The sequence below is a fragment of the Nonomuraea sp. KM88 genome, assembly GCF_052245635.1.
GTDB lineage: Bacteria > Actinomycetota > Actinomycetes > Streptosporangiales > Streptosporangiaceae > Nonomuraea.
The window spans coordinates 37,873-59,038 of record NZ_JBQQCC010000025.1; the positions used below are offsets into that span (position 1 = coordinate 37,873).

21 protein-coding genes are annotated in these 21,166 nt (G+C 73.2%); 12 read left to right on the top strand and 9 right to left on the bottom strand.

The genetic code is table 11. The annotated features are described in order from the left end of the window. Positions 1-85: 85 nt before the first annotated feature. Entirely contained in the window at positions 86-1,237 is a 1,152-nt protein-coding gene (locus ACTWPV_RS44140) for an NAD(P)/FAD-dependent oxidoreductase (RefSeq protein WP_443156356.1), read from the top strand. A gap of 21 nt (positions 1,238-1,258) precedes the next feature. Here the strand turns inward: ACTWPV_RS44140 and ACTWPV_RS44145 are convergent, their stop codons facing one another. Further along, positions 1,259-2,131 (bottom strand): UbiA family prenyltransferase, encoded by an 873-nt coding sequence (locus tag ACTWPV_RS44145; protein WP_443156357.1) that lies wholly within the window; start codon positions 2,129-2,131, stop codon positions 1,259-1,261. Between the two features lie 176 nt (positions 2,132-2,307). Between ACTWPV_RS44145 and ACTWPV_RS44150 the strand changes: the two genes are divergently transcribed. The 4 genes from ACTWPV_RS44150 to ACTWPV_RS44165 all read left to right on the top strand — a co-directional run bounded on the left by ACTWPV_RS44150 (position 2,308) and on the right by ACTWPV_RS44165 (position 6,422). Next, positions 2,308-3,360, top strand: a complete 1,053-nt coding sequence (locus ACTWPV_RS44150) for a type III polyketide synthase (RefSeq protein WP_443156358.1) — start codon at positions 2,308-2,310, stop codon at positions 3,358-3,360. A gap of 45 nt (positions 3,361-3,405) precedes the next feature. Then, positions 3,406-3,927 carry an isoprenylcysteine carboxyl methyltransferase family protein gene (locus tag ACTWPV_RS44155; protein WP_347649469.1) on the top strand — a complete coding sequence of 174 codons (522 nt, stop codon included), beginning with the start codon at positions 3,406-3,408 and terminating at the stop codon, positions 3,925-3,927. A 4-nt stretch (positions 3,928-3,931) separates the two neighbouring features. Further along, a complete protein-coding gene (locus ACTWPV_RS44160; protein WP_347649468.1) occupies positions 3,932-4,945 on the top strand; it encodes an NAD(P)/FAD-dependent oxidoreductase in 1,014 nt (337 codons plus the stop codon). Between the two features lie 166 nt (positions 4,946-5,111). Next, complete coding sequence (locus ACTWPV_RS44165; RefSeq protein WP_347649467.1) at positions 5,112-6,422, top strand: family 43 glycosylhydrolase; 1,311 nt, start codon at positions 5,112-5,114, stop codon at positions 6,420-6,422. 76 nt (positions 6,423-6,498) lie between these two features. On the opposite strand, the gene ACTWPV_RS44170 is transcribed toward ACTWPV_RS44165, so the two are convergent. Both ACTWPV_RS44170 and ACTWPV_RS44175 read right to left on the bottom strand, forming a co-directional pair. Then, a complete protein-coding gene (locus ACTWPV_RS44170; RefSeq protein WP_443156359.1) occupies positions 6,499-6,900 on the bottom strand; it encodes a VOC family protein in 402 nt (133 codons plus the stop codon). A 34-nt stretch (positions 6,901-6,934) separates the two neighbouring features. After that, on the bottom strand, positions 6,935-7,921 hold the full coding sequence (locus ACTWPV_RS44175) for a zinc-binding dehydrogenase (RefSeq protein ID WP_443156360.1): 987 nt from the start codon (positions 7,919-7,921) through the stop codon (positions 6,935-6,937). Positions 7,922-8,138: 217 nt separating this feature from the next. Between ACTWPV_RS44175 and trpB the strand changes: the two genes are divergently transcribed. Genes trpB through pdxR form a run of 4 tightly spaced genes read left to right on the top strand, consistent with a single transcriptional unit; the run spans position 8,139 to position 12,383 of the window. Beyond that, positions 8,139-9,344 carry a tryptophan synthase subunit beta gene (gene trpB, locus ACTWPV_RS44180; RefSeq protein ID WP_443156361.1) on the top strand — a complete coding sequence of 402 codons (1,206 nt, stop codon included), beginning with the start codon at positions 8,139-8,141 and terminating at the stop codon, positions 9,342-9,344. Further along, positions 9,341-10,141: a tryptophan synthase subunit alpha gene (gene trpA, locus ACTWPV_RS44185; protein ID WP_443156362.1), complete on the top strand. Its 801-nt coding sequence runs from the start codon at positions 9,341-9,343 to the stop codon at positions 10,139-10,141. Before trpB ends, trpA begins: the two co-directional genes overlap by 4 nt. A 9-nt stretch (positions 10,142-10,150) precedes the next feature. Continuing rightward, positions 10,151-10,906, top strand: a complete 756-nt coding sequence (locus ACTWPV_RS44190; RefSeq protein ID WP_443156363.1) for a GntR family transcriptional regulator — start codon at positions 10,151-10,153, stop codon at positions 10,904-10,906. A 40-nt stretch (positions 10,907-10,946) separates the two neighbouring features. Beyond that, the gene (pdxR, locus tag ACTWPV_RS44195) at positions 10,947-12,383 is read left to right on the top strand and encodes a MocR-like pyridoxine biosynthesis transcription factor PdxR (protein WP_443156364.1); all 1,437 of its coding nucleotides are present in this window, start codon (positions 10,947-10,949) and stop codon (positions 12,381-12,383) included. Positions 12,384-12,418: 35 nt separating this feature from the next. Here pdxR and ACTWPV_RS44200 read toward each other — a convergent pair whose 3' ends face one another. Further along, positions 12,419-13,774 carry an FAD-binding oxidoreductase gene (locus ACTWPV_RS44200; protein ID WP_443156365.1) on the bottom strand — a complete coding sequence of 452 codons (1,356 nt, stop codon included), beginning with the start codon at positions 13,772-13,774 and terminating at the stop codon, positions 12,419-12,421. A gap of 91 nt (positions 13,775-13,865) precedes the next feature. Further along, entirely contained in the window at positions 13,866-14,309 is a 444-nt protein-coding gene (locus tag ACTWPV_RS44205) for a MerR family transcriptional regulator (RefSeq protein ID WP_443156366.1), read from the bottom strand. An 80-nt stretch (positions 14,310-14,389) separates the two neighbouring features. Here ACTWPV_RS44205 and ACTWPV_RS44210 point away from each other — a divergent pair, with 80 nt between their 5' ends. Continuing rightward, complete coding sequence (locus ACTWPV_RS44210; protein WP_443156367.1) at positions 14,390-15,235, top strand: SDR family oxidoreductase; 846 nt, start codon at positions 14,390-14,392, stop codon at positions 15,233-15,235. A 35-nt stretch (positions 15,236-15,270) separates the two neighbouring features. Here the strand turns inward: ACTWPV_RS44210 and ACTWPV_RS44215 are convergent, their stop codons facing one another. Beyond that, positions 15,271-16,113 (bottom strand): alpha/beta fold hydrolase, encoded by an 843-nt coding sequence (locus tag ACTWPV_RS44215; RefSeq protein ID WP_443156368.1) that lies wholly within the window; start codon positions 16,111-16,113, stop codon positions 15,271-15,273. 95 nt (positions 16,114-16,208) lie between these two features. After that, positions 16,209-17,069, bottom strand: coding sequence for a helix-turn-helix transcriptional regulator (locus tag ACTWPV_RS44220; protein WP_443156369.1), 861 nt, complete (start codon positions 17,067-17,069; stop codon positions 16,209-16,211). Positions 17,070-17,226: 157 nt separating this feature from the next. On the opposite strand from ACTWPV_RS44220, the gene ACTWPV_RS44225 reads away from it, so the two are divergent. Next, positions 17,227-18,249: an aldo/keto reductase gene (locus ACTWPV_RS44225; protein WP_443156370.1), complete on the top strand. Its 1,023-nt coding sequence runs from the start codon at positions 17,227-17,229 to the stop codon at positions 18,247-18,249. A gap of 15 nt (positions 18,250-18,264) precedes the next feature. Here ACTWPV_RS44225 and ACTWPV_RS44230 read toward each other — a convergent pair whose 3' ends face one another. Together ACTWPV_RS44230 and ACTWPV_RS44235 are read right to left on the bottom strand one after the other, a co-directional pair. Beyond that, positions 18,265-19,068 carry an NAD(P)-binding domain-containing protein gene (locus ACTWPV_RS44230; RefSeq protein WP_443156371.1) on the bottom strand — a complete coding sequence of 268 codons (804 nt, stop codon included), beginning with the start codon at positions 19,066-19,068 and terminating at the stop codon, positions 18,265-18,267. A 112-nt stretch (positions 19,069-19,180) separates the two neighbouring features. Then, the gene (locus ACTWPV_RS44235) at positions 19,181-20,368 is read right to left on the bottom strand and encodes an erythromycin esterase family protein (RefSeq protein WP_443156372.1); all 1,188 of its coding nucleotides are present in this window, start codon (positions 20,366-20,368) and stop codon (positions 19,181-19,183) included. A gap of 91 nt (positions 20,369-20,459) precedes the next feature. Between ACTWPV_RS44235 and ACTWPV_RS44240 the strand changes: the two genes are divergently transcribed. Beyond that, positions 20,460-21,143, top strand: coding sequence for a TioE family transcriptional regulator (locus ACTWPV_RS44240; RefSeq protein ID WP_443156373.1), 684 nt, complete (start codon positions 20,460-20,462; stop codon positions 21,141-21,143). Positions 21,144-21,166: the final 23 nt, after the last annotated feature.

Genomic DNA, 21,166 nt, shown 5'->3' on the forward strand with positions numbered 1-21,166 from the left:
AGCGCGGACTCACGCCGAGCCGGTGGGTGAGTTCCCGCGGAGCGTGAGGAGTTTCCGATCGTGCGTGCGGTGGGACAGACCTCGCATGGACCGCATGTGGGACGTGGCGATCGTGGGAGCGGGACCGGCGGGCTCGGCGGCGGCGCTGCGGGCCGTGCAACTGCGTCCCCAGCTGCGGGTGCTCCTGCTCGACAGGGCCGACTTCCCCCGCGACAAGCCGTGCGGTGACGGCATCGCCGCCCACGGGCGCGACGAGCTGGCCCGGCTGGGAGTGCCCGCGCTCATCGACGACTACCGGCCTGCTCCCCGCCTGACCGTGGTCTCGCCGGGCGGCATGCGGGTCTCCGCCGAGGCCGCGCGGCCCAATCACGTGGTGCCGCGCCGGGTGTTCGACGCCCGTCTGGTGGCCGCCGCGCGGGCCAGGGGCGTCGAGGTACGCCGGCACCGCGTCAGGGATCTCGGCTTCGACGGGTCCGGCGTGGTCATCGACGGAGGGCTGCGGGCCCGTACGGTCGTGGCCGCCGACGGGGCCGGCTCGGTCGTGCGCCGCCTGATCGGCCTGCCCGCCGCCGCCGAGAAGCACACCGCCATCGCCGTGCGCGGCTACGCCGACGTGCCCGAGGAGGACGATGTCCAGCTCATCGCCATGCAGAAGGCGGGCTGGCCGGCCTATGCGTGGTCGTTCCCCATCGGCGACGGCACCGCGAACGTCGGCTTCGGCATGCTGCTGCCGAAGCTGCGCGCGGCGGGAGCGCCGGGGCGTCAGGTGCTGCACGGCAGGCTCGCCGAGTTGCTGCCCGGCCGGCACCCCCGCGATCTGCGCGCCCACCACCTTCCGCTCTCGACCGGACGGCCGGCGCCCGGCGCCGGACGGGTGCTGCTCGCCGGTGACGCCGCGGGCCTGATCAACCCGCTCACCGGGGAGGGCATCTACTACGCGCTGCTGTCCGGGCGGCTGGCGGCCGAGGCGGCGGTGGAGTCGCCGGGCGATCCGCTGACGCTGTACCGGAGCAAGCTGCGCGAGGCGCTCGGACGGCATCTGCGCACCACCGACGTGCTGGCCCGCCTGGCCCAGTCCCCCGGTTTCATCGACGCGGCGATCGCGACCGCGGCACACCGCAAGGAGGTGTTCGACCTGCTGGTGGAGGTGGGACTCGGGGCCGGTACGGTGCCCGCCCCGCTCGCGCTGGCCGTGGGGATGCGGTGGCTGCGCGGATCCCTGCGCGCCGGGCGGTGAACGGGCCGGGAACCGTGCGCGTCACGCGGTGAGCGAGGCGCCGCCGGCGATCAGGAGGATCACGTCCACGGCCGCCACGGCGACGGCGGTGACGAACGGCACCCGTGACGACCTGGCCGCCGGCAGCAGCCCCGTGGCCGCGAGGACCGAGGCGGCGGCCACGGCCAGCCAGCCCGCCACGCCGGGCGCGCCTCCGGGGCCGAGGACGAGCAGGCAGGTGGCGGCCAGCAGCGGCACGGGGACCAGAAGCCGTACGCGTGAGGCGCCCATGCGCTGCGGCCAGCCGCGTACGCCGGAGTCCAGGTCACCCGCGATGTCCGGCAGCACGTTGGCCAGGTGTGCGCCCACTCCGAGCAGCGCAGCGGCCAGGACCGCCCACCACGCGGGCCACGGCTCGCCGGGCAGGCCCAGCGTCACGAAGGCCGGGAGCACGCCGAACCCCACGGCGTAGGGCGCCCACGACAGGAGCGTCGCCTTCAGCCCGAAGTCATATCCCCAGGCCGCCAGCACGCCGGCGAGGTGCAGGGCGCCCGCCCGCCAGCCGGAGGCCAGCGACAGCGGGACGCAGCAGGCCAGCGCCACGAGAGCGGCGATCCGGACGGCACGCGCGCTCACCATGCCGCCCGCGACGGGCTTGCCCGTGCGCCCGGCCGCCGCGTCGCGCCCGGCGTCGATCGCGTCGTTGCACCAGCCGATCGAGAGCTGCCCCGCCAGCACGGCGGCGCCCGCCAGCACGCACCCGGCCGCGTCGCGTCCCGCGGCCACGGCCAGCGCCGTGACCAGAGCGGTCACGGCCACGGTCGGGCCGGGGTGGCACGCGAGCACCAGCCCGACGGCCGGCCGTCCCGGCCCGCCGTGCACGACCGCGGCGGCCGCGGGGTCGCGGTCAGTCACAAGGTGATCGTAGTCCGGGCGATGGCCGCCGGGAATTCCCGTGCGGCTCGGCGGCTCCCCTGGCGTGCTCGGGTACGCGTTCGGCGCGAACTCCGCCGTCCCGGCGTGGCTTAAACGACCGGTCGGACGGGAAACGTGCGGGAAGCAGGAGTTGTCGGCTGACGAGGGAGAACTGCATGACCCGTATCGCCGCAGTCCGTTGTGCCTTCCCTCCCCACCGCTACCCGCAGTCCGAGCTCACCGACATGGCCGCCCGCATCTGCCTGCCGGAGAACGGCGACCGGCGCCTCCTCGACCGCCTGCACCGCAGCGCCCGGGTGGACTACCGCAACCTCGCCCTGCCCGTCGAGCAGTACGAGAAGCTCAGCGGCTTCGGCGCCGCCAACGACGCCTTCGTCTCGGTCGCCGTGGACCTGGGGCTCGAAAGCGTGAAGGCCGCCCTGGACGCGGCCGGGCTGGAGCCGGCGGACGTGGACATGATCATGTTCACGTCGGTGACCGGCATCGCCGCGCCGTCCGTCGACGCCCGGCTGGCGGCGGCGCTCGGACTGCGGCCCGACGTCAAGCGGGTGCCCGTCTTCGGCCTGGGCTGCGTGGCCGGAGCGGCGGGCATCGCCAGGGTCCACGACTACCTGCGCGGCTGGCCGGACCACGTGGCCGTGCTGCTGTCGGTGGAGTTGTGCTCGCTCACCGTCCAGCGGGGCGACTCCTCGCCCGCGAACCTGGTCGCCAGCGCATTATTCGGCGACGGCGCGGCCGCGGTGGTGGCCTGCGGCGGCGCGCGCGAGGCGGCCGGTCCCACCGTGGTGGCCACGCGCAGCCACCTGTATCCGGGTTCGGAGCACGTCATGGGCTGGCAGGTGGGCGACACCGGGTTCCGGGTGCTGCTGGACGCGAGCGTCCCGGAGGTGGTGCGGCGGTATCTGGCCGACGACGTGCACGGCTTCCTGGCCGAGCACGGCGTGACGGCCGGGGAGGTGACGGCGTGGGTGTGCCATCCCGGCGGGCCGAAGGTGCTCGAAGCCGTGTCGGACGTGCTCGCCCTGCCCGCGGACGCCCTCGAGGTGACGTGGCGCTCGCTGGCGGCCAACGGCAACCTGTCCTCGTCCTCGGTCCTGCACGTGCTCGGTGACACCCTCGCCACCCGGCGGCCGGAGCCGGGGACCTGGGGACTGATCATCGCCATGGGGCCGGGCTTCTGCTCCGAACTCGTCCTGATCCGCTGGTGACCGTGCCCGTTCCGTGCTCATGACCCGATTGCTGGTGCCTGCTTTATGACCTGGTATCTGCTGCTCGTCGTGCTGGTCGGCCTGGAACGTGTGGCCGAGCTGGTCGTCGCCCGGCGCAACGCCGCGTGGAGCATGGCCCGCGGCGGTGTCGTCTCCGGCCAGGGTCACTATCCGTGGATGGTGGCCCTGCACACGGGGTTGCTCGTCTGCGCGCCGCTGGAGGTCGTGCTGGCGCAGCGGCCCTTCCTGCCCGCGCTCGGCTGGCCGATGCTCGCCCTCGTCGTGGCCGCCCAGGGGCTGCGGTGGTGGTGCATCGCCTCGCTCGGGCCGCGCTGGAACACGCAGGTGATCGTGGTGCCCGGCCTGCCGCTGGTGACGCGCGGCCCCTACCGGTTCCGGTGGCTGCGGCATCCCAATTACGTGGCGGTGGCGGTCGAAGGGCTCGCGCTGCCGCTGGTGCACACGGCCTGGATGACCGCGCTGGCGTTCACGGTGCTCAACGCCGTGCTGATGGTGGTGCGGATCCGCTGCGAGAACGCGGCTCTCACCCTCGCGTCCGAGCGGTGACGGCGTGATCGACGTGCTCGTCGCGGGCGGCGGCCCGGCGGGGCTGGCGACGGCCGTGCACGCGGCGCTGGCCGGGATGGAGGCGGTCGTCGTCGAGCCGCGGGCCGGGCCCGTGGACAAGGCGTGCGGCGAGGGCGTCATGCCGGGCGGGGTGGCGGCGCTGGCGGCGATGGGGGTCGAGGTCGAGGGACACGCGTTCCGCGGCATCCACTACCTCGACGGCCGGCGGGAGGTGCGGGCCGCCTTCGCCGCCGCTCCCGGCCTGGGCGTGCGCCGTACGCACCTGCACGCGGCGCTCGCGCGGCGGGCCGCCGAGCTGGGCGTCACGACGGTCACCGGCAAGATCACCCGCGTTGAGCAGGACCGGGACGGCGTGCGGGCCGCCGGGCTGCGGGCCCGCTGGCTGGTGGCCGCCGACGGGCTGCACTCCCCGCTGCGCCGCTCCCTAGGCCTCGGCCTGCCCCCGCGCGGACCCCGCAGGTACGGCCAGCGCAGGCACTACAGGATCGAGCCGTGGACCGACTTCGTCGAGGTCCACTGGTCGCGCGCCGGCGAAGCCTACGTCACGCCCGTCGCCGGGGACCTGATCGGCGTCGCGATCCTCAGCTCGGTGCGGCGCGGCTACGACGAGCACCTGCGCGACTTCCCCGGCCTGAGCCGCCGCCTGCGCGGCCCGGCCGTCACCGTGGTGCGCGGCGCTGGCCCGCTGCGCCAGGCGGTGCGCGCCCGCCGCTCCGGACGCGTCCTGCTGGTCGGGGACGCCGCCGGCTACGTGGACGCGCTCACCGGCGAGGGTGTCTCGCTGGCCGTGCGCTCGGCCGAAGTGCTGGTCAGGTGCCTGGCCGAGGACCGGCCTGAGGACTACGACGGCGCGTGGCTGCGGCTTTCTCGCACGCACCGGCTGTTGACGGGCGCGCTGGTGCAGGCCGCCCGCCGCCCCGGCACGGCCCGGCTGGTGGTGCCCGCCGCCCGCCGCCTGCCCGGCCTGTTCACGAACATCGTGAGGATTCTCGCCTGACTCGCGTACGCGATCCTCGCGCGGCAGGCGAAGCCACCCACCGCCGCACGGGGGCGGCCGGACGAAGCAGCTGATTTCTTCCGACTTATTGACGTAAATCAACAGACTTCGGCAGACTCTCCGCATGCCGGCCGCTGGGCAGTGGCTGACGCGAGAGGACGTACCGATGACTGATGCCGGAAACGAGCCGCAGGTGAACCGGAGATTCTTGCTGGCCGGAGCCGCTGGAGTGGTGGGGGCGGCGGCGCTGCCCGCGAGCGCGGAGGCCGCGTCGATGCGGAGACACCCGTCCAACTGGCCCGACCCCGAGCCCTACGGCCTCGCCGACACCCGCCCGGACCTGTGGCCGCGCGCCGACAACTCCTTCATCCTGCCGCTGGAGCTGCGCCCCAGGGACGAGGAGCTGGGCCGGGTCTGGATGCGGGACACCTACGTGAACTGCTTCGTGGTCAAAGGCCGTCCGGTCTACGTCGCCACGGGCACCACCCGGGCCGCCGGCCAGAACGGGCCGGCCCCGTGGAACGACGGCATCTTCGTCTGGGTGTCCTCGTCACTGCGAGGGCCGTGGAGGCTGGCGGACACCACGCGCATCCGGCCCGGCGCCGAGAAGGGCAAGGTGTGGTCGCCCGAGTTCGCCGGCGAGAACCGGCCGGGAAGGGTGGTGGTCGCCCCGTGGCAGGAGTACTGGAACGACGAGCAGTTCGGCAAGCGGGCCGCGGCCTGGGCCCCTGAGGTGCACCACTTCCGCGGCACGTGGTACATCGTGGCGTGCATGGGCGACCACTCCCGGAAGGTCGGCTCGTTCATGCTCGTGAGCGAGGGCGGGGTCGAAGGGCCGTACCGGCTCGTGGAGGGCAACCACGACAAGCCCTTCGGCGACTCCTTCATCGGCGGGCCCGGCTTCATCGAGCCCGGCGCGTACCACCACATCGACGGCAGCCTCTACACCGAGGGCGGCGACGCGTGGCTGGTGCTGCACAACCACCTGTACGCCAAGTTCAGGGACGACATGGAGGACATCGTCCCGGTGACCGGCCTCCCGGCGTTCCGGCAGACGCCCTACGCGCCCGAGCCGTACCTCGAAGGCGCGTACGTGTTCAAGCACCACGGCAGGTACTACCTCCTGCACGCCGCCTGGAACCGCAGCTCGGCCAACCCCGACGGCAGCACCCGCTACGCCTACGACCCGCCTGGCGAGGGCCGCGCGCAGTACCACTACGACGCGGTCGTCGCCGTCTCCGACCGCTTCGAGGGGCCGTACTCCGAACGGTGGACCATGGGCGTCGGGGCCGGCCACAACAACATCTTCAAAGACCACGAAGGCCGGCTCTGGGCGACGTTCTTCCGCAACCCGCGCTTCGGCTACTGGTCCGACCCTTCGCGCCGCGACGAGGCCGCCGTACCCGGCGTCGTCCGGCTGGAATGGACCGGCCCGCGAGGCCGCCGCCTGTACGTCCGCCGCCGCGACCACGGCTGAGATCCGGTTTCCGCCGCTCCGCGGCCCAGACCCGCCCCCGCGGCCGGCCGCGGGGGCGGATTCCGGAGAGCGGCCGTCATGCGGGATTCTCTGACGGCTGCAGGACGCAGAACTCGTTGCCGTCGGGATCAGTGAACACGTGCCAGGCCAGGCCGCCTTCCACGACGAGATCGCCGGTGACGCGCCGCCCTCCCAGGGCCACCACCCTGGCCGCCTCCGCCTCCAGGTCAGGCACCCGCAGATCCAGATGCACCCGGTTCTTGGCCGCCTTCGGCTCGGGAACCTGCTGCAACAGCAGCTCGACGCCGTTGCCTTCTGGAGGCAGGAGCCGGCGATAGTGCCCGACCGAGCTCGCCTCAGCGGTGTAGCCCAGGACTCCGCACCAGAACGCCGCCGGCCGGTCGAGATCGGCGCAGTCCAGGACCACCACGAGGACGACATCGTCTCGCCCGCCGAAACGAGCCGGTCCATCGGTCATGGCGACACGCTACGCCAGCGCCGGACCCGAACGTCTAGGGACGGGCACCGCCGGCGGTGATCAGAGTCTTGCCGAACACGGTGCGGCTCTCGATCGCGGCGTGGGCCGCCCCGGCCTGGTCGAGCGGGAACGTCTGCCCGATGGCCGGCGCGATCACGCCCGCGGCCACCTCGCGCAGCGCCTGCTCGATGTAGCGCGTACGGTCGTGGTCGGCGAGTTGCGCCACTTCGATGCCGGTCACCGAGAGGTTCAACGCGTCGGCCACCCGCCGTTCGACGCTCGAGAAACGACCGCCGGCCGCGCCGTGCGCGGAGAACCGCCCGCCACGGGCGAGCAGCGTCGAGGCGGCTTCGCCGAGCGGAGCGCCGATGTTGTCCAGCACGACATCGGCGCCGTGCCCGCCGAACACCGCCCGAGCCTGGTCGACCCAGTCCCGCTGATCCACGTCGATCAGCGCGTCGGCGCCGTACTGCTCAAGCCGCGCCAGCTTCGCGCCGCGGGCGACCGCGACCACCTTCGCCGCGCGGGCGCGGGCGAGTTGCACGCACAACGCTCCCAGGCCCCCGCTGGCTCCGACCACCAGCACCTCGTCCCGTCGGCCCACTTTCGTGGCGTCGAACAGGGCCAGGGCGGTCGTCGCGTCGTGCACCAGGGCCGCGGCCACCGCGAGGTCGACGGTGTAGGGCACCGTCACCGCCGCCTCGGCGGCGGCCACCGCGCGGTCGGCGTAACCGTTCTCCGCTCCGCGGATGCCGGCCACGACTCTTCGGCCGAGCAGGTCCTGGCGCACGTCCTCGCCGACCTGGAGAACCCGGCCGGCGACCCCGCCTCCGGGCACGTACGGCGGGCGCATCGGCCAGTAGTCCTGCGCCGTCCCCGAGCGCACCACCGTCTCCAGGAGCAGGGTGTCGATCATCTCCACGCCGATCAGAACCTCTCCGGCGCCCGGCACCGGATCGGGCATCTCGACCAGTTCGAAGACCTCCGGCCCGCCGAACCTCGTCACCATCGCCGCTCGCATCACGACACTCCGTTCTGTCAGTTGTCGGAGCAGGGACCTGCCGGCCCCTGCTCCGGGCCACGACCGGGACGCTAGAACCTCAACCATGGTTGACGTCAAGCCGCGGAGGGCGTCATGACCGGGAGCGGCGAGTTCCCCCTTGCCGGTCCCGCGCCACACGTGCCATGCTCACTGTTATAGAACTCATCCAAGAGTTATAGAACGAGGTGAGTACGGGATGCGATACGTGTCGTCAGGACGGGAGCCCGTCCCATCGACGGGGACGATGGGCGAGCCGGGGGCGCGGGGCCGGTTCGGCGCGTTCGGCGGGCGGTACGCGCCGGAGTCGCTGGTGGAGGCGTGCCGCGAGGTGGAGGAGGCGTTCCGGGAGGCGTGGGCGGACCCGGGGTTCCGCGGCGACCTGGCGGAACTGCTCGCCCTGAACGCCGGACGTCCGACCCCGCTCACACCGGCCCGGCGGCTGTCGCGGGCGCTGGGCGTGCAGCTGTACCTCAAGCGCGAGGACCTCGCCCACACCGGATCGCACAAGATCAACAACGTGCTGAGCCAGGCCCTCCTCGCCGCGCGGATGGGACGGCGCAGGCTGATCGCCGAGACGGGGGCGGGCCAGCACGGGGTGGCCACCGCGACCGCCGCCGCGCTGCTCGGGCTGGAGGCCACGGTGTTCATGGGCGAGCGCGACATCGAGCGGCAGGCACTGAACGTCTTCCGGATGCGCATGCTGGGCGCCGAGGTGGTCCCGGTGACCACGGGCAGCCGCACCCTCAAGGACGCGACCAGCCAGGCCATGCGACACTGGGTGGGCGTCACGGGCGACTCCCACTACTGCGTCGGCTCGGTCATCGGACCGGATCCGTACCCGTGGATGGTCAGGGAGTTCCAGCGGGTCATCGGCGAGGAGGCCCGCGGGCAGTGCGCGGCCGAGCTGCGGACCGGCGTGCCGGACCTCGTGGTCGCGTGCGTGGGCGGCGGCTCCAACGCGGCCGGCACGTTCGCCGGATTCGCCGACACCCCGGCGCGCCTGGTCGGCGTCGAGGCGGAGGGCGGCGCCGGAGCGGCCCGCGGCCGGCCCGGCGTCCTGCACGGCTGCCGCTCGCTGTTCCTGCAGGACGACGACGGGCAGATCACCCCGGCGCACTCCATCGCCGCCGGGCTCGACTACCCGGGGGTCGGCCCCGAGCACGCCCACCTCCGCGATCTAGGCCGGGCCCGGTACGTCACGGTGACCGACGACGAGGCCGCCGGCGCGGCGGTGCGCCTGGCGCGCACCGAGGGCATCGTCCCCGCGCTCGAATCGGCGCACGCCCTGGCCTGGGTGATCCGGGCCGCGGGCGGCGGGGAGCTGCCCGCCGGGTCGACGGTGCTGATGACGCTGTCCGGCCGGGGCGACAAGGACACCTCCACGCTGAAGGAGCTGGTATGACGAACCCCACCCTGGCCGCGAGCACGGTCGAACACCACCTGCGTGCCCGCCGGGACGCCGGCCGCGGCCTGCTCATGCCGTACGTCACCGGGGAGATCACGCCCGGCTGGACGGACTACCTGCGGGCGTTCGCCGCCGCCGGCGCGGACGCGATCGAGGTCGGCCTGCCCTTCTCCGACCCCACGCTGGACGGCGTCACCATCCAGCAGGCGAACGACACGGCGCTGGCCCGGGGGGCGAGCACCCGCCGGATCCTCGCCGGCCTGGCCGGAGTCCCGGATCTGGGCGTGCCCCTGGTCGCCAGCACCTACTACAACCTGGTGCTGCACGACGGGGGCGAGGCGTTCTGCGCCGCGCTGCGCCGGGCCGGCGTCAGCGGTCTGATCGTGCCCGACCTGCCGGTGCACGAGGCGGACGAGCTGACCGAGGTGGCCGCCGCCGCCGGGATCGAGCTGGTCCTGCTGGCGTCGCCGGCCACGCCGGAGCCGAGGTTGCAGGAGATCTCGCGCCGCAGCCGCGGATTCGTCTACGCGGTGTCGCTGATGGGCACCACCGGCGAGCGGGCCGGACTCGCCGGCTCGGCGGCGGAGCTCGCCGCGCGGATCAGGCGGGGCACCGACCGGCCGGTCTTGCTAGGATTTGGCATTTCCACGCCCGACCAGGCGCGGGAAGCCGGCCGGCACGCCGACGGCGTGGTGGTCGGCGCCGCGGTCATGCGGCGGGTGCTCGACGGGGCGGGTCCGGACGATCTGCTGGCCTTCCTCGCGACCCTGCGGCGGGCCCTCGACCAGGAGTGACGCACCACGATGACCCCCGACGCCGGGCACGAGGCGAGATACCGCGCCATCGCCGCCGACCTCGCCGCGAAGATCCGGTCGGGACACTACGCACCCGGAGAGGCCCTGCCGCCGCAGCGGGAGCTGAGCGCCTCCTACGGGGTGACTCTCATGACGCTGCGCCAGGCGTTGCGGGAGCTCAGCGACGAGAGGCTGATCGTGCAGCGGCCCGGCAAGGGCACGTACGTGGCCCCGCCCCATCTGGCGTACCAGCTCGGCTCGCTCCGCAGCCTGGCCGACGATCTGCGCGAGCAGGGCCACGACGTGCGCACCGTGGTGGCCAGGCTGGCGATGCGCCGGGCCCCGGCCCCGATCGCCGCGGAGCTGCGGCTGCGTCCCGGCGACACCGCCCTGCGGCTGGAACGGGTGCGCGAGTTCGCCGGCCGTCCCGCCGTCCACCAGGTGTCCTGGGTCCGCCGGCCGGTGGCCGACCAGATCCGCGACCGCGACTTCACCGCCGTCTCCCTCTACACCGCCCTCGCCGACGCGGGAGTGGCGGTCGCCCGGGCGTCGGAGGTGGTCCGGCCGGACCTGCTCGGCCCCGCCGCCGCCCGCCGCCTCCACGAGCCCGAGGGCAGCCCCGTGCTCGTCAGCACCCGGATCACCTACACGCCTGAAGCCGTTCCCCTGGTGTCCGACCATGCCACCATCCTGGGCACCATGATGGAGATCCGCACCGAACGCGCCGCCACCGGCCTGTCCCTGTCCTGGCGCGCCACCAGCTAGACCTGGCAGGAGCCGGTGCACGCGGATAGGGTCCGATGCTGTGGGGCGATCGAGGGCCGGGTCCGGGCCGGCCGAGGACCTGCTGATCGAGCTCGACCGCGACGCCGGGGTGCCCCTGCACCGGCAGATCGAGGCGTCCATCCGGGCGAGCGTCCGGGCCGGCCGGCTGCGGGCGGGCGCGTCGCTGCCGCCGACCCGCACCCTCGCGGCCTGCCTCGGGGTTTCCCGCGGGGTGGTCGTGGAGGCCTACCAGCAACTCGTGGCCGAGGGCTACCTCGCCAGCCGGTCGGGCGGCTACACCCAGGTCGCCGCGTCGATGCCGCCCGCCGCCGGTGCGCGCACCGCGGCGTCGACGGCGCGGCCGGCCGCGCGTGGCGCCGGCATCAGGGTCGACTTCGGGTACGGGCGCACCGACGTGTCGCAGTTCCCGCGGGCCGCCTGGTTGCGCTCGGTTCGTGCCGTGCTCACCACCGCGCCCAACGACCGGTTCGCCTACCTCGACGGGCGTGGCGTGCCCGAACTGCACGAGGCCCTGTGCGACTACCTCAACCGGGTGCGCGGCACGGCCGCCGTCCCCGGTAACGTGGTGATCTGCAACGGCTACGGGCAGGGCGTCGGGCTGCTCATCCAGGTGCTCGTCCAGCGCGGCGCCAGGCGCATCGCCCTGGAGGACCCGTCGTCCAACGACGACGCCCGGGTGCTGGCCGGCGCCGCCGGCCTGGACGTGGTCGGCGTCCCGGTGGGCCCGGACGGCGTCCAGGTCGATGCGCTCCAGCGGGCCGACGCCGATGCGGTCGTGCTCACGCCGTCGCACCAGTGGCCCACCGGAGGGGTGTTGTCGGCCGCGGCGAGGGCAGCGGTGATCCGCTGGGCGAAGCGTCGCGGCGCGATGGTGGTCGAGGACGACTACGACGCCGAATACCGCTACGACCGGTCGCCGGTGGGCGCCATGCAGGGCCTGGCGCCCGATCATGTCGTCTACTGCGGCACGGCCAGCAAGACGCTCGCGCCGGGGCTGCGGCTCGGCTGGCTGGTGGTGCCTCCCCGGCTGGTCGCCGACGTCACCGCGGCGAAGGTGCTCGCCGACCGCGGTTCACCGGTCATCGACCAGTTGACGTTCGCCGACTTCCTGGCGCGCGGCGAGTTCGACCGCCACCTGCGCCGGATGCGTCCGGTGTACCGCCGCCGCCGTGACGCGCTGCTGGACGCCCTGCGCACCCACCTGCCCGATCTGGAGCCGGCCGGGGTCGCCGCCGGGCAGCATGTGGTCGCCTGGCTCCCGCCCGGCCTCGACGAGACGGCGGTGGTGACGGCCGCCGCCCGGCACGGGCTCGGCATCCGCGGCGTCGGCCCGTACCGGATCTCCGGCGGCGGACCGGGTGGCCTCATCTTCGGCTACGCCATCCTCGGCGAGAGCGCCATCGCCGAGGGGGTCGCGCTGCTGGCGATGGCCGTCCGGGAGGTACGCGGGGCCTGACCCGCCGCGCCGGCGGCCCGTCCAGGGCATGCGCATCAGTCCGCCGGGCGGATGTTCTGGTTCAGGTGGAAGACGTTGGCCGGGTCGTACGCGGTCTTCACCGCGGTCAGCCGGGCCAGCTTCGCGGCCGAGTACGCCCGCCGGATGCCGCGCCGCCCGTCGGCCATCTCGTCGGCGGTCAACGAGTTGACGTACACCCCGCTCGCGTACGGTTCGAGTGCGGCGCCGGCGTCGCGGGCGGCGCCCATCCTGGCGTCGTCCTCGGCCGGGTCGGTCCAGCGGGAACCGGCGCCGAACTCGAACATCGTGCCGCGGTGGCTGAACGCCGCGTCCGCCTCCGGGACGTCGTCGATCGCGCCGCCGTGCGCCTGCAGGCCGACGCCCGGCAGGTACGGGCTCGCGCTCAGGTCGGCGCCGCCGCGCAGCAGGAACGCCTCGATCGCCGCGGTGGGGAATCGCCGCAGGTAGTGGCCCTTGGAGTAGCGGCGGTAGGCGTGTCCGCCGGTGGAGTCGTCGCGTCGCTGGAGTTCGAGGTACGACGGCGTGGTGACGCGCGACGCGACGGGACGCCCGAGCGCCCGCATCGCGGGCAGCAGCCGGCGGCCCTCGGCCGGATCCCCGGCCCACACGAACCCCAGCGTGGCGATCGGGCCGGCGGGACCGCCGGCGACGCCGGCGGTGAACGTCGCCTGCCGGGGCGCGACGGCGTTCAGGTCACGCCAGCCCTCGATGGCCGGGACGGCGTCCTCTGCGCGGAAGTCGAACTCGGCGACCAGCGCACGCGTGCCGGTGCGATGCAGCCGGAACTCGAACTCGGTGACGATGCCGAAGTTGCCGCCGCCGCCGCGCAGGCCCCAGAACAGGTCGGGGTTCTGCTCGCGGCTCGCGGTCACCACGTCCCCCTCGGCGGTGACCATCGTGTAGGAGACGACGTTGTCGCAGGCCAGGCCGTGCTGGCGGGCCAGCCAGCCCATGCCGCCGCCGAGCGTGAGCCCGCCGACGCCGGTGTGCGAGACGTTGCCGGCGGTGGTGGCCAGGCCGTGCGCCTGGGCCGCCCGGTCCAGCGCGCCGAGCAGCGCGCCGCCCTGCACCCGGGCCCGGCGACGGGCCGGGTCGATCCGCACGCCGCCCATCGGCGTCAGGTCGATCATGAGGCCACCGTCGGGAACGGCGAAACCGGCGACGTTGTGGCCGCCGCAGCGCACGCCGATCTCGAGGTCCAGTTCCCGGGCCCGCCGCACGGCGGCGACCACGTCGGCCACGCCGGCCGCACGGAGGATCATGCGTGGCCGCCGGTCGACCATGGCGTTCCAGACTGTCCGGGCGGTGTCGTAGCCGGCGTCGCCAGGTGTGAGGAGCCCGCCGTCGAAGCGGGTCGCTGTCGTTGTCATGCCCCTCAGGCTGACAGGAATTGGTACCCGCGATAAGGGCCGATTTTTCAGGGCATTTCAGGACCAATTCCGCGAGGAGGACCCCCTCCGATCAGGAGACCTGGCGGGCCGGGGTGCAGTCGGGACCGTCGCGCCACAGCGTGCCGGCGGAGCCCGCGGCGAGATGGTCGGCGTACAGCGCGACCTTTGCCTGGATCACGTCCAGCGCCTCCTGCAGGTCGGCTACCTGTTGCCGCACCCTGGCCTCGTGCAGGCGCAGGATCTCGAACCGTTCCGTCTCGGTGCCCGCGCCCTTCCTGACCAGTTCGGCGTACCGGCGGATGTCCGACAGAGGCATCCCCGAGGAGCGCAGCTTCGCGCAGACCCGCAACCACCCGACTTCCTGCTCGGTGAACACCCGCCGCCCCGCGGCGTTGCGGCGCACCGCGTGGACGAACAGGCCCTCCTGCTCGTAGAAGCGCAACGTGTGCGTCGTCAGGCCGGTCAGCGCGCTGACTTCGCCGATGCTCAACATCGTTTCCGCAGCAGCCGTCATGGGCCCAGTGTACGCGTTTGACTTCGAGTAGACTCGAACTCGTACCGTCGGTGCGACACGCTGACGGAAGGAAAGAGCCCATGTCCAGAACGTGGTTCATCACCGGCACGTCCTCAGGTTTCGGCCGGCTCCTCACCGAGCGGCTGCTGGCGCGGGGCGATCGGGTCGCCGCGACGCTTCGCCGGCCGGAGGCTCTCGACGACCTTCGCGCCGCCCACGGCGAGCGTCTCTGGGTGGCCCGGCTCGACGTCACCGACGCGGCCCGGGTCCGGCACGTCGTGGACGAGGCGTTCGCGGCCCTCGGCACGATCGACGTGGTGGTCAACAACGCCGGGTTCGGCGTCTTCGCCTCGGTCGAGGAGGCCGCCGACGAGCAGATCCGGCAGGTGATCGAGACGAACCTGCTCGGTTCGATCCACGTGATCCGGGCCGCGCTGCCGCACCTGCGCGCCCAAGGACACGGCCGCATCCTGCAGGTCTCCACCGCGGGCGGGCAGACCACGTACCCGAACTTCGGCTACTACCACGCCTCCAAGTGGGGCATCGAGGGTTTCTGCGAGACCGTCGCTCGCGAGATCGAGCCGTTCGGCATCGGCCTGACCATCGTCGAGCCCGGCGCGACACCGACCGGATTCGGCGGCGCGCTGGCCACCGCGCCGCCCATGGCCGAGTACGACCAGACACCCGCGGGTGACACCAGACGAGCCCTCGCGGACGGCACCTTCCCCCTGGACAACGACCCGGAGAAGATCGCCCGCGCGATGATCGACCTGGTGGACAGCCGCGAGGTCCCCTTGCGGCTGCCGCTCGGATCCGACACCTACCGCCACGTGCGGGAGTCCCTCGTGGCGCGCCTCGCCGAACACGACGCGCACCGGGAGGTCGCCCTGTCAGTCGTCCGTGACGACCTGGTGGCGTCGGGGTGACGTCGGGCTCGGCGGGCGTCCCTCACCCCGCGCCGCTACCCGCCGCCCTCGTGGCGTGAGCCGGGCCGGAACTCCGCGGTGAGGTGGGCCGTCAAGCGCGCCGGCGCGTCCTCCTGAAGGAGGTGACCGGCCCCCTCGATCCAGTGGAGCTCGGCGTGCGGGATCCTCTCGCGCAACCACTGGGCGTGCTCCGGGGGAAGGATGCGATCCTCACGGCCCCAGATGAGGCGCACCGGCACCGGGATCCCGCCCAGCAGCTGCTCGTAGCCGGCCGTGTCCGCCTGCCTGATCTGGCTGTACTGGCGGTAGAACGCGGCCTGCCCCTGAGCGCCCCGCCACGGCGCCAGGAAGGCGTCGAGGACCCCTGGCCGGAAGCCGGCATGCGTGGCGTGGCGCAGGTGGCTGGCCACCAGGGCCTCATGGGCGTAACCGGGAAGCTGCTCGAAGACCTCCGCCTGCCTGAGGATGAGCTGGAAGAGTCCTCTCTCCCACTGGCCGCCGCTCACCGCGTCGAAGAGGGTGAGATCCCCGAAGTCCGCTCCTTCCAGCAGCAGGGCCCGCAACGCGACCGCGCCGCCGATGTCGTGGGCGACCACGCTCGGGCGGGACACCCTCCAGTGGTCCAGCAGCCGCCGGAAGTTCCTGGCATGAGCCGCGAGGCCGAGGTCCTGGCCCTCGTGCTGGTCCGACCGGCCGAACCCGAGATGGTCGAAGACGAAGACCTTACGGGTGAGAGCCAGCGCCGGCGCGACATCCCGCCACAGGAAGGACGAGTACGGGGTGCCGTGCACGAGCACGACGGGGTCGCCGCGGCCCATGACCGCCCATCGTATGGTCCCGTCGGGCGTGTCGAATGTTTCGCGCAGCGTCCAGTCCACGGCCGTCCTCCTGTTCCGTCGTCTCCCCCCTCTCCCCGGCGACCGCGCCGTCATGCCGGACCGCCGCCTCCCCCCCTCGTCCGGGACGCAGGTCGTCACGTACGTGTCGCCCGGCCGTGGGCCAGGTCCTGGAGGCCGACCACGCGCAGCAGTTCCAGCCGCTCGTAGGCCCTGCTGCCCGGACGGGCGGAGTAGATGATCAGTCGCTGATCGTGCTCCGGGTTCGCCAGCACCTCGCAGTCCAGCTCCAGCAGGCCCACGACCGGGTGCAGGTAACGCTTGACGTCGGCGCGGCGCACGGCCACGTGGTGGCTGTCCCACAGCGTCGCGAACTCCTCGCTGCGGGCGCGGAGCCGGCGTACGAGCCCGGCCAGCCGCGCGTCGTCCTGGCGGCGGGCGAGCGTGGCACGCAGATCCGCCACCGCCGTGCGGGCGGCACGCTCACGGTCCTCGGCCGGGAAGAGCTCCCGCGCGGCCGGGTCCGTGAAGAAGCGCCACGCGATGTTGCGGTCCGCCTCTGGGAGGGCGGAGGCGTCGCCGTGCAGCGCCTTGGCCATCGCGTTCTGGGCGGGGATGTCGCCGCGGTCGCTCAGCACCTGGGCGGGAGTGTCGGTCAGCCGGTCGAGGACGAGAAGCAGGCCGGGACGTACGTGCTCCGTGGCCGGCCGGTTGTTGCGCGGCGGCTCCTCGCCGGCCAGGTGGAAGAGGTGGTCGCGTTCGTCGCCGGTCAGTCGCAGCGCGCGGGCGACGGCGGCGAGCATCTGGCGGGACGGGCGCGAGCCCCTGGCCTGCTCAAGCCGCGTGTAGTGGTCGGTGGACATGCCCGCCAGCTGTGCCACTTCCTCGCGGCGCAGTCCGGGGGTGCGGCGCCGCGCGCCCTGCGACAGCCCGACGTCGGCAGGGGCGAGGCGGGTACGGCAGCGGCGCAGGAAGTCGGCAAGTTCGGTTCTGTCCACGCTTCCACCATGCCCGGTACGCCGTGGCGCAGCCAGGGACGGCCCGTCCCCGGACAAGGGCGTCTCTCCCGCCGCCGCCCGTACCGCCGCACGCTGGGAACCGGCACGCCCCGGAGGGGTGCCCCACGTTCATTCACGGAGAAGGGCATATCTCGCCATGCACTACCGCACGCTCGGCCGGACCGGGATCAAGGTCAGCCCCTATGCGCTCGGCGCCTTGATGTTCGCCACGTCCGTCGGCAACCCCGACCCCGGCGACTCGGCCCGCATCATCCACAAGGCGCTGGACGCGGGGATCAACGTCATCGACACCGCCGACGCCTACGGCGACTCCGAAGAGGTCGTCGGCAAGGCGCTCAAGGGGCGACGGGACAATGTCGTCCTCGCGACCAAGGTGAGCCGCCCGATGGGCGACGACCCCAACCAGCAGGGCGCCTCGCGGCGCTGGATCATGACCGCGGTCGAGAACTCGCTGCGCCGCCTGCAGACCGACCACATCGACCTCTACCAGATCCAGCGGCCCGACCCCGCCACCGACATCGAGGAGACGCTGTCCGCGCTCTCCGACCTGATCCGCAGCGGGAAGGTCCGCGCGATCGGCACGTCCACGATGCCGGCGTCCGACATCGTCGAAGCCCAGTGGGCCGGCGAGCGGCGCGCTCTGGCGCGCTTCCACACCGAGCAGCCGCCGTACTCCCTGCTCGACCGCGGCATCGAACGCGAGGTACTGCCGGTCGCCCAGCGCCACGGGATGGGCACGCTGGTGTGGGGGTCGCTCGGGCAAGGGCTGCTCACGGGGCGCGTCCGCAAGGGCCGGCCGAACGAGCTCCGCCGCGCCGGCTTCTTCCGGCACCTCAACGACGAGCGCCGGCTCGACGTCGTCGAACGGTTCGTCTCGCTCGCCGGGGAGGCGGGCCTGCCGATGACCCACCTCGCCATGGCGTTCGCGATCGTTCATCCCGGGGTGACCAGCGCGATCGTCGGGCCGCGCACGATGAGCCACCTCGACGACCTTCTCGCCGGCGTCGACGTGGCACTCAGCGACGACATCCTCGACCGGATCGACGAGATCGTCCCGCCGGGCGCCGACGTCGGCGCGCTCGACCAGGTCCACGTGCCGCCGGCTCTCCAGCAGGCGGGCCTTCGCCGCCGGCCCGTCAACGACCGCGCCGCTGCCTGACGGGCCCCGCTCCCGCTACCGGCGCTCGAGGTGGGCGACCAGGTCGTCGAGGGCACGGCCGAGGGCTTCGGCGTTGGCGGCGGTGAACCACGTGGTGCGGATGCGTTCGTTGTTCCCCCTCGGGGTCTCGTGGTCGCCCGCGAGCTGGTGCAGGGAACGGGACTCGTCGCTCAGGGCACGCCCGACGCCCTGGAAGAGGCTGCGCACGTAGCGGTCCGCGACGTCGGAGGGGACGCCGCGGCCGACGGCCCACGACGTGAGCGTGGCGACGTACCAGTAGTGGGTGGTGAGCGTTCCGGTCAGCGCGGAGAAGACGTTGAAGGCCGCCTCGTCCTCGACCGGGAGAACCCCGCCCAGGTGGTCGAAGAGAGAGTCGACCACCGGGTGCGACGGGCACGTCACCGTGACGGAGGCGCGCTCGCGGATGGCGGGCAGGGGAATGGCCCGCACCAAGGGGGCGTCGGTGGCGAGCATCCGGCGCAGGTCGTCGTTCCCGACGCCGGTCATCACGTTGACCACGATCTTGTCGTCGTCCACCCTCAGCCCGGCCAGCGCCTCGGACCGGTCATGAGGGCGTACGGCGATGATCACCAGCTCCGAACGGTCCACCACCGCCTGGTTGGCGGCGCACACCTGCACACCCTCGTAGCGCTCGGACAGCTCCGCGGCCGTACGGGCTCCCCGAGGAGAGAGGAACACCTCCAAGGAGGTGTCACCTCCGTCACACAGTCCCGTCACGATGGCTCGGCCGATCTCGCCGACGCCGATGATGCCGACGCGCTTCACGTTCACGGTGTCCTCCCCGAAGTCCTTGGTCACCTGTGGTCCTTGGTCACCGTGCCCTCCTGCCGGCGGCGGTGACGGTCGGTCCATCATCGCGTGCTCGGCCGGAGTGCGGGGAAGCGCCTTCGGCGACCGCGGGACGTGGCTGTCAGGCGTCCGCGGCCGGCGCGCGCCCTGGCCAGTCCAGCTTGACGGCCTGCTTGACGAAGACGATGCCGTCGATCGTGCCGAGCTGGGCCTGGTCGAGAGGGAAATAGGCGAAATCGCGGGAAACGCGCTTGGCAGGCTCGGTGACGGCCTCGGCCAGGCGGCGGGCGTCGATGAGAGCCTGATCCCACGGGAGGGTGGACAGGACGCCCTCGGCGGTGTCCGGGTGCGGGGCGTCGTCGCCGACCACGCCGAAGGCCGAGGCCAGGAAGGCGTACCGGTCACCAAGGTGCTTCGCGGTGATCGCCCCCGCGCTCCACCACTCCAGCACCTGGTCGCCGAACGGCATGAGGCTCTTGTTCCGCTGCAGGTGGAGGTTGCTGGCGAAGACCAGGGCCGGGCCGCGCTCGGCGACGGCGCTCAGGTTGGCGGCCATCATCGCGTCCCGCAGGGCCGACAGCCGGGTCCACCGTGCGGGGGAGGCGTCGGCCAGCCAGTAGTGGTAGCGGAGCAGGCCGGTGGCGGTGCGCGCGTACAGCGCCGCCCGCTCCCACTCCTCCGCGCCCAGCCGGGGCGCCTGCGTGTCGAGCAGCGCCACCAGGTCGTCGGCGATCAGGCGCAGCCGCTGGGCGTCGGCGGACCGGCCGATCGACTGGGACGGATCCATGGCCGAGGCCTCGTTCGCCCACCGCTCGTCCGGGCCCAGCAGCGCGTCGAGGGTTTCCCTGGTGCAGGGCAGCGGGCCGTCGAGGAGGGCGTACAGGGCGGTGAGCGCCTGGCGCGGGCTCGCCGCCCAGTACTCCAGAGGACCGTCGAAGCCGTGGAACCGGAGCTTTTCGTCATGCTCCTCGTTGTACGCCCGCATCCAGCACACGAGCTCGCGGTTGGCCGCGAACGTGCCGAAGTTGTGGCTGAAGCCGCGTTCCATGACGTCGTCGAGCGTGCCCGCGCCCGTCACGACATACTCGTCGACCACGAGGCCCATGAGACAGTCGCTCTCGATGGCGAACGACCGGTAGCCCTCGTGCTCGACCAGGTGCCGGAAGATCTCGTTGCGCGCCTCGCCGAGCTCTCCCACGAAGTGCCTGGCCTCGCCCAGGCCGAGCAGGAGGGGCTGGGCGGGCAACGACCGGAGGAACGCCGAGACGCCCGCGCCGTCGAGCGGCCGGGCGATGTCCTTGATATCCATATGTTCAACGGTATCGTTGAACATTCAGTGTAGACTTTTCCCCGCAGAATTCCCGCTCCGTCGCGAAAAACTCTCAATCGGTGGTGTATCCATGAGGGCGGTGGACCTGGCGCGCGAGCACGGCCTGTCCACGCAGGCGGTCAGGAACTACGAGGAGGCCGGCATCCTGCCCGCCGCCGAACGCACCGCCCACGGCTACCGCACCTATACGCCGCTGCACGCCCAAGCGCTGCGCGCGTTCCTCGCCCTGGCGCCCGCGCACGGCCACCAGACGGCCACGTCGATCATGCGGGCGGTCAACCGGGACGCCACCGAGGACGCGCTGCGGCTCATCGACGAGAGCCACGGCCAGCTCCTCGACGACCGGCGCACCCTCCATGCCGTCGAAGCCGCGCTCCGCGATCTGGCGCCCGTGCCTCAGGAGCGCGGCGACACGTTCATCGGCCCGCTGGCCAGGAGGCTCGGCATCCGCCCCGCCACCCTGCGCAAATGGGAGAAAACCGGGCTGGTCCGGCCGCGCCGCGATCCGCAGACGGGCTACCGGGTCTACAGCGCGGCCGACGTACGGGACGTCCGGCTGGCCCACCAGCTGCGGCGGGGCGGCTACCTGCTGGAGCAGATCGCGCCGCTGATCGCTCAGGTGCGCTCCGCCGGAGGCGTCGCCCCGCTGGAGTCGACCCTGCGCGACTGGCAGGCCCGCCTGTCCTCCCGGGGCCGCGCCATGGTCAAGGGCGCCGCCGCGCTGGACGCGTACCTCCGGGCCCGCGAACCCTGAGCCGCGTCACCAGCAGCTCATCG

Bases quoted from the DNA above. Each gene is read 5' to 3' on its own strand.
- ACTWPV_RS44190 (WP_443156363.1), top strand. From the start codon at position 10,151: ATGACCCCCGACGCCGGGCACGAGGCGAGATACCGCGCCATCGCCGCC.
- trpA (WP_443156362.1), top strand. From the start codon at position 9,341: ATGACGAACCCCACCCTGGCCGCGAGCACGGTCGAACACCACCTGCGT.
- ACTWPV_RS44150 (WP_443156358.1), top strand. From the start codon at position 2,308: ATGACCCGTATCGCCGCAGTCCGTTGTGCCTTCCCTCCCCACCGCTAC.
- ACTWPV_RS44175 (WP_443156360.1), bottom strand. From the start codon at position 7,921: ATGCGAGCGGCGATGGTGACGAGGTTCGGCGGGCCGGAGGTCTTCGAA.
- ACTWPV_RS44210 (WP_443156367.1), top strand. From the start codon at position 14,390: ATGTCCAGAACGTGGTTCATCACCGGCACGTCCTCAGGTTTCGGCCGG.
- ACTWPV_RS44235 (WP_443156372.1), bottom strand. From the start codon at position 20,368: ATGGATATCAAGGACATCGCCCGGCCGCTCGACGGCGCGGGCGTCTCG.
- trpB (WP_443156361.1), top strand. From the start codon at position 8,139: ATGCGATACGTGTCGTCAGGACGGGAGCCCGTCCCATCGACGGGGACG.
- ACTWPV_RS44200 (WP_443156365.1), bottom strand. From the start codon at position 13,774: ATGACAACGACAGCGACCCGCTTCGACGGCGGGCTCCTCACACCTGGC.
- ACTWPV_RS44240 (WP_443156373.1), top strand. From the start codon at position 20,460: ATGAGGGCGGTGGACCTGGCGCGCGAGCACGGCCTGTCCACGCAGGCG.
- ACTWPV_RS44165 (WP_347649467.1), top strand. From the start codon at position 5,112: ATGACTGATGCCGGAAACGAGCCGCAGGTGAACCGGAGATTCTTGCTG.
- ACTWPV_RS44155 (WP_347649469.1), top strand. From the start codon at position 3,406: ATGACCTGGTATCTGCTGCTCGTCGTGCTGGTCGGCCTGGAACGTGTG.
- ACTWPV_RS44170 (WP_443156359.1), bottom strand. From the start codon at position 6,900: ATGACCGATGGACCGGCTCGTTTCGGCGGGCGAGACGATGTCGTCCTC.
- ACTWPV_RS44205 (WP_443156366.1), bottom strand. From the start codon at position 14,309: ATGACGGCTGCTGCGGAAACGATGTTGAGCATCGGCGAAGTCAGCGCG.
- ACTWPV_RS44140 (WP_443156356.1), top strand. From the start codon at position 86: ATGGACCGCATGTGGGACGTGGCGATCGTGGGAGCGGGACCGGCGGGC.
- ACTWPV_RS44225 (WP_443156370.1), top strand. From the start codon at position 17,227: ATGCACTACCGCACGCTCGGCCGGACCGGGATCAAGGTCAGCCCCTAT.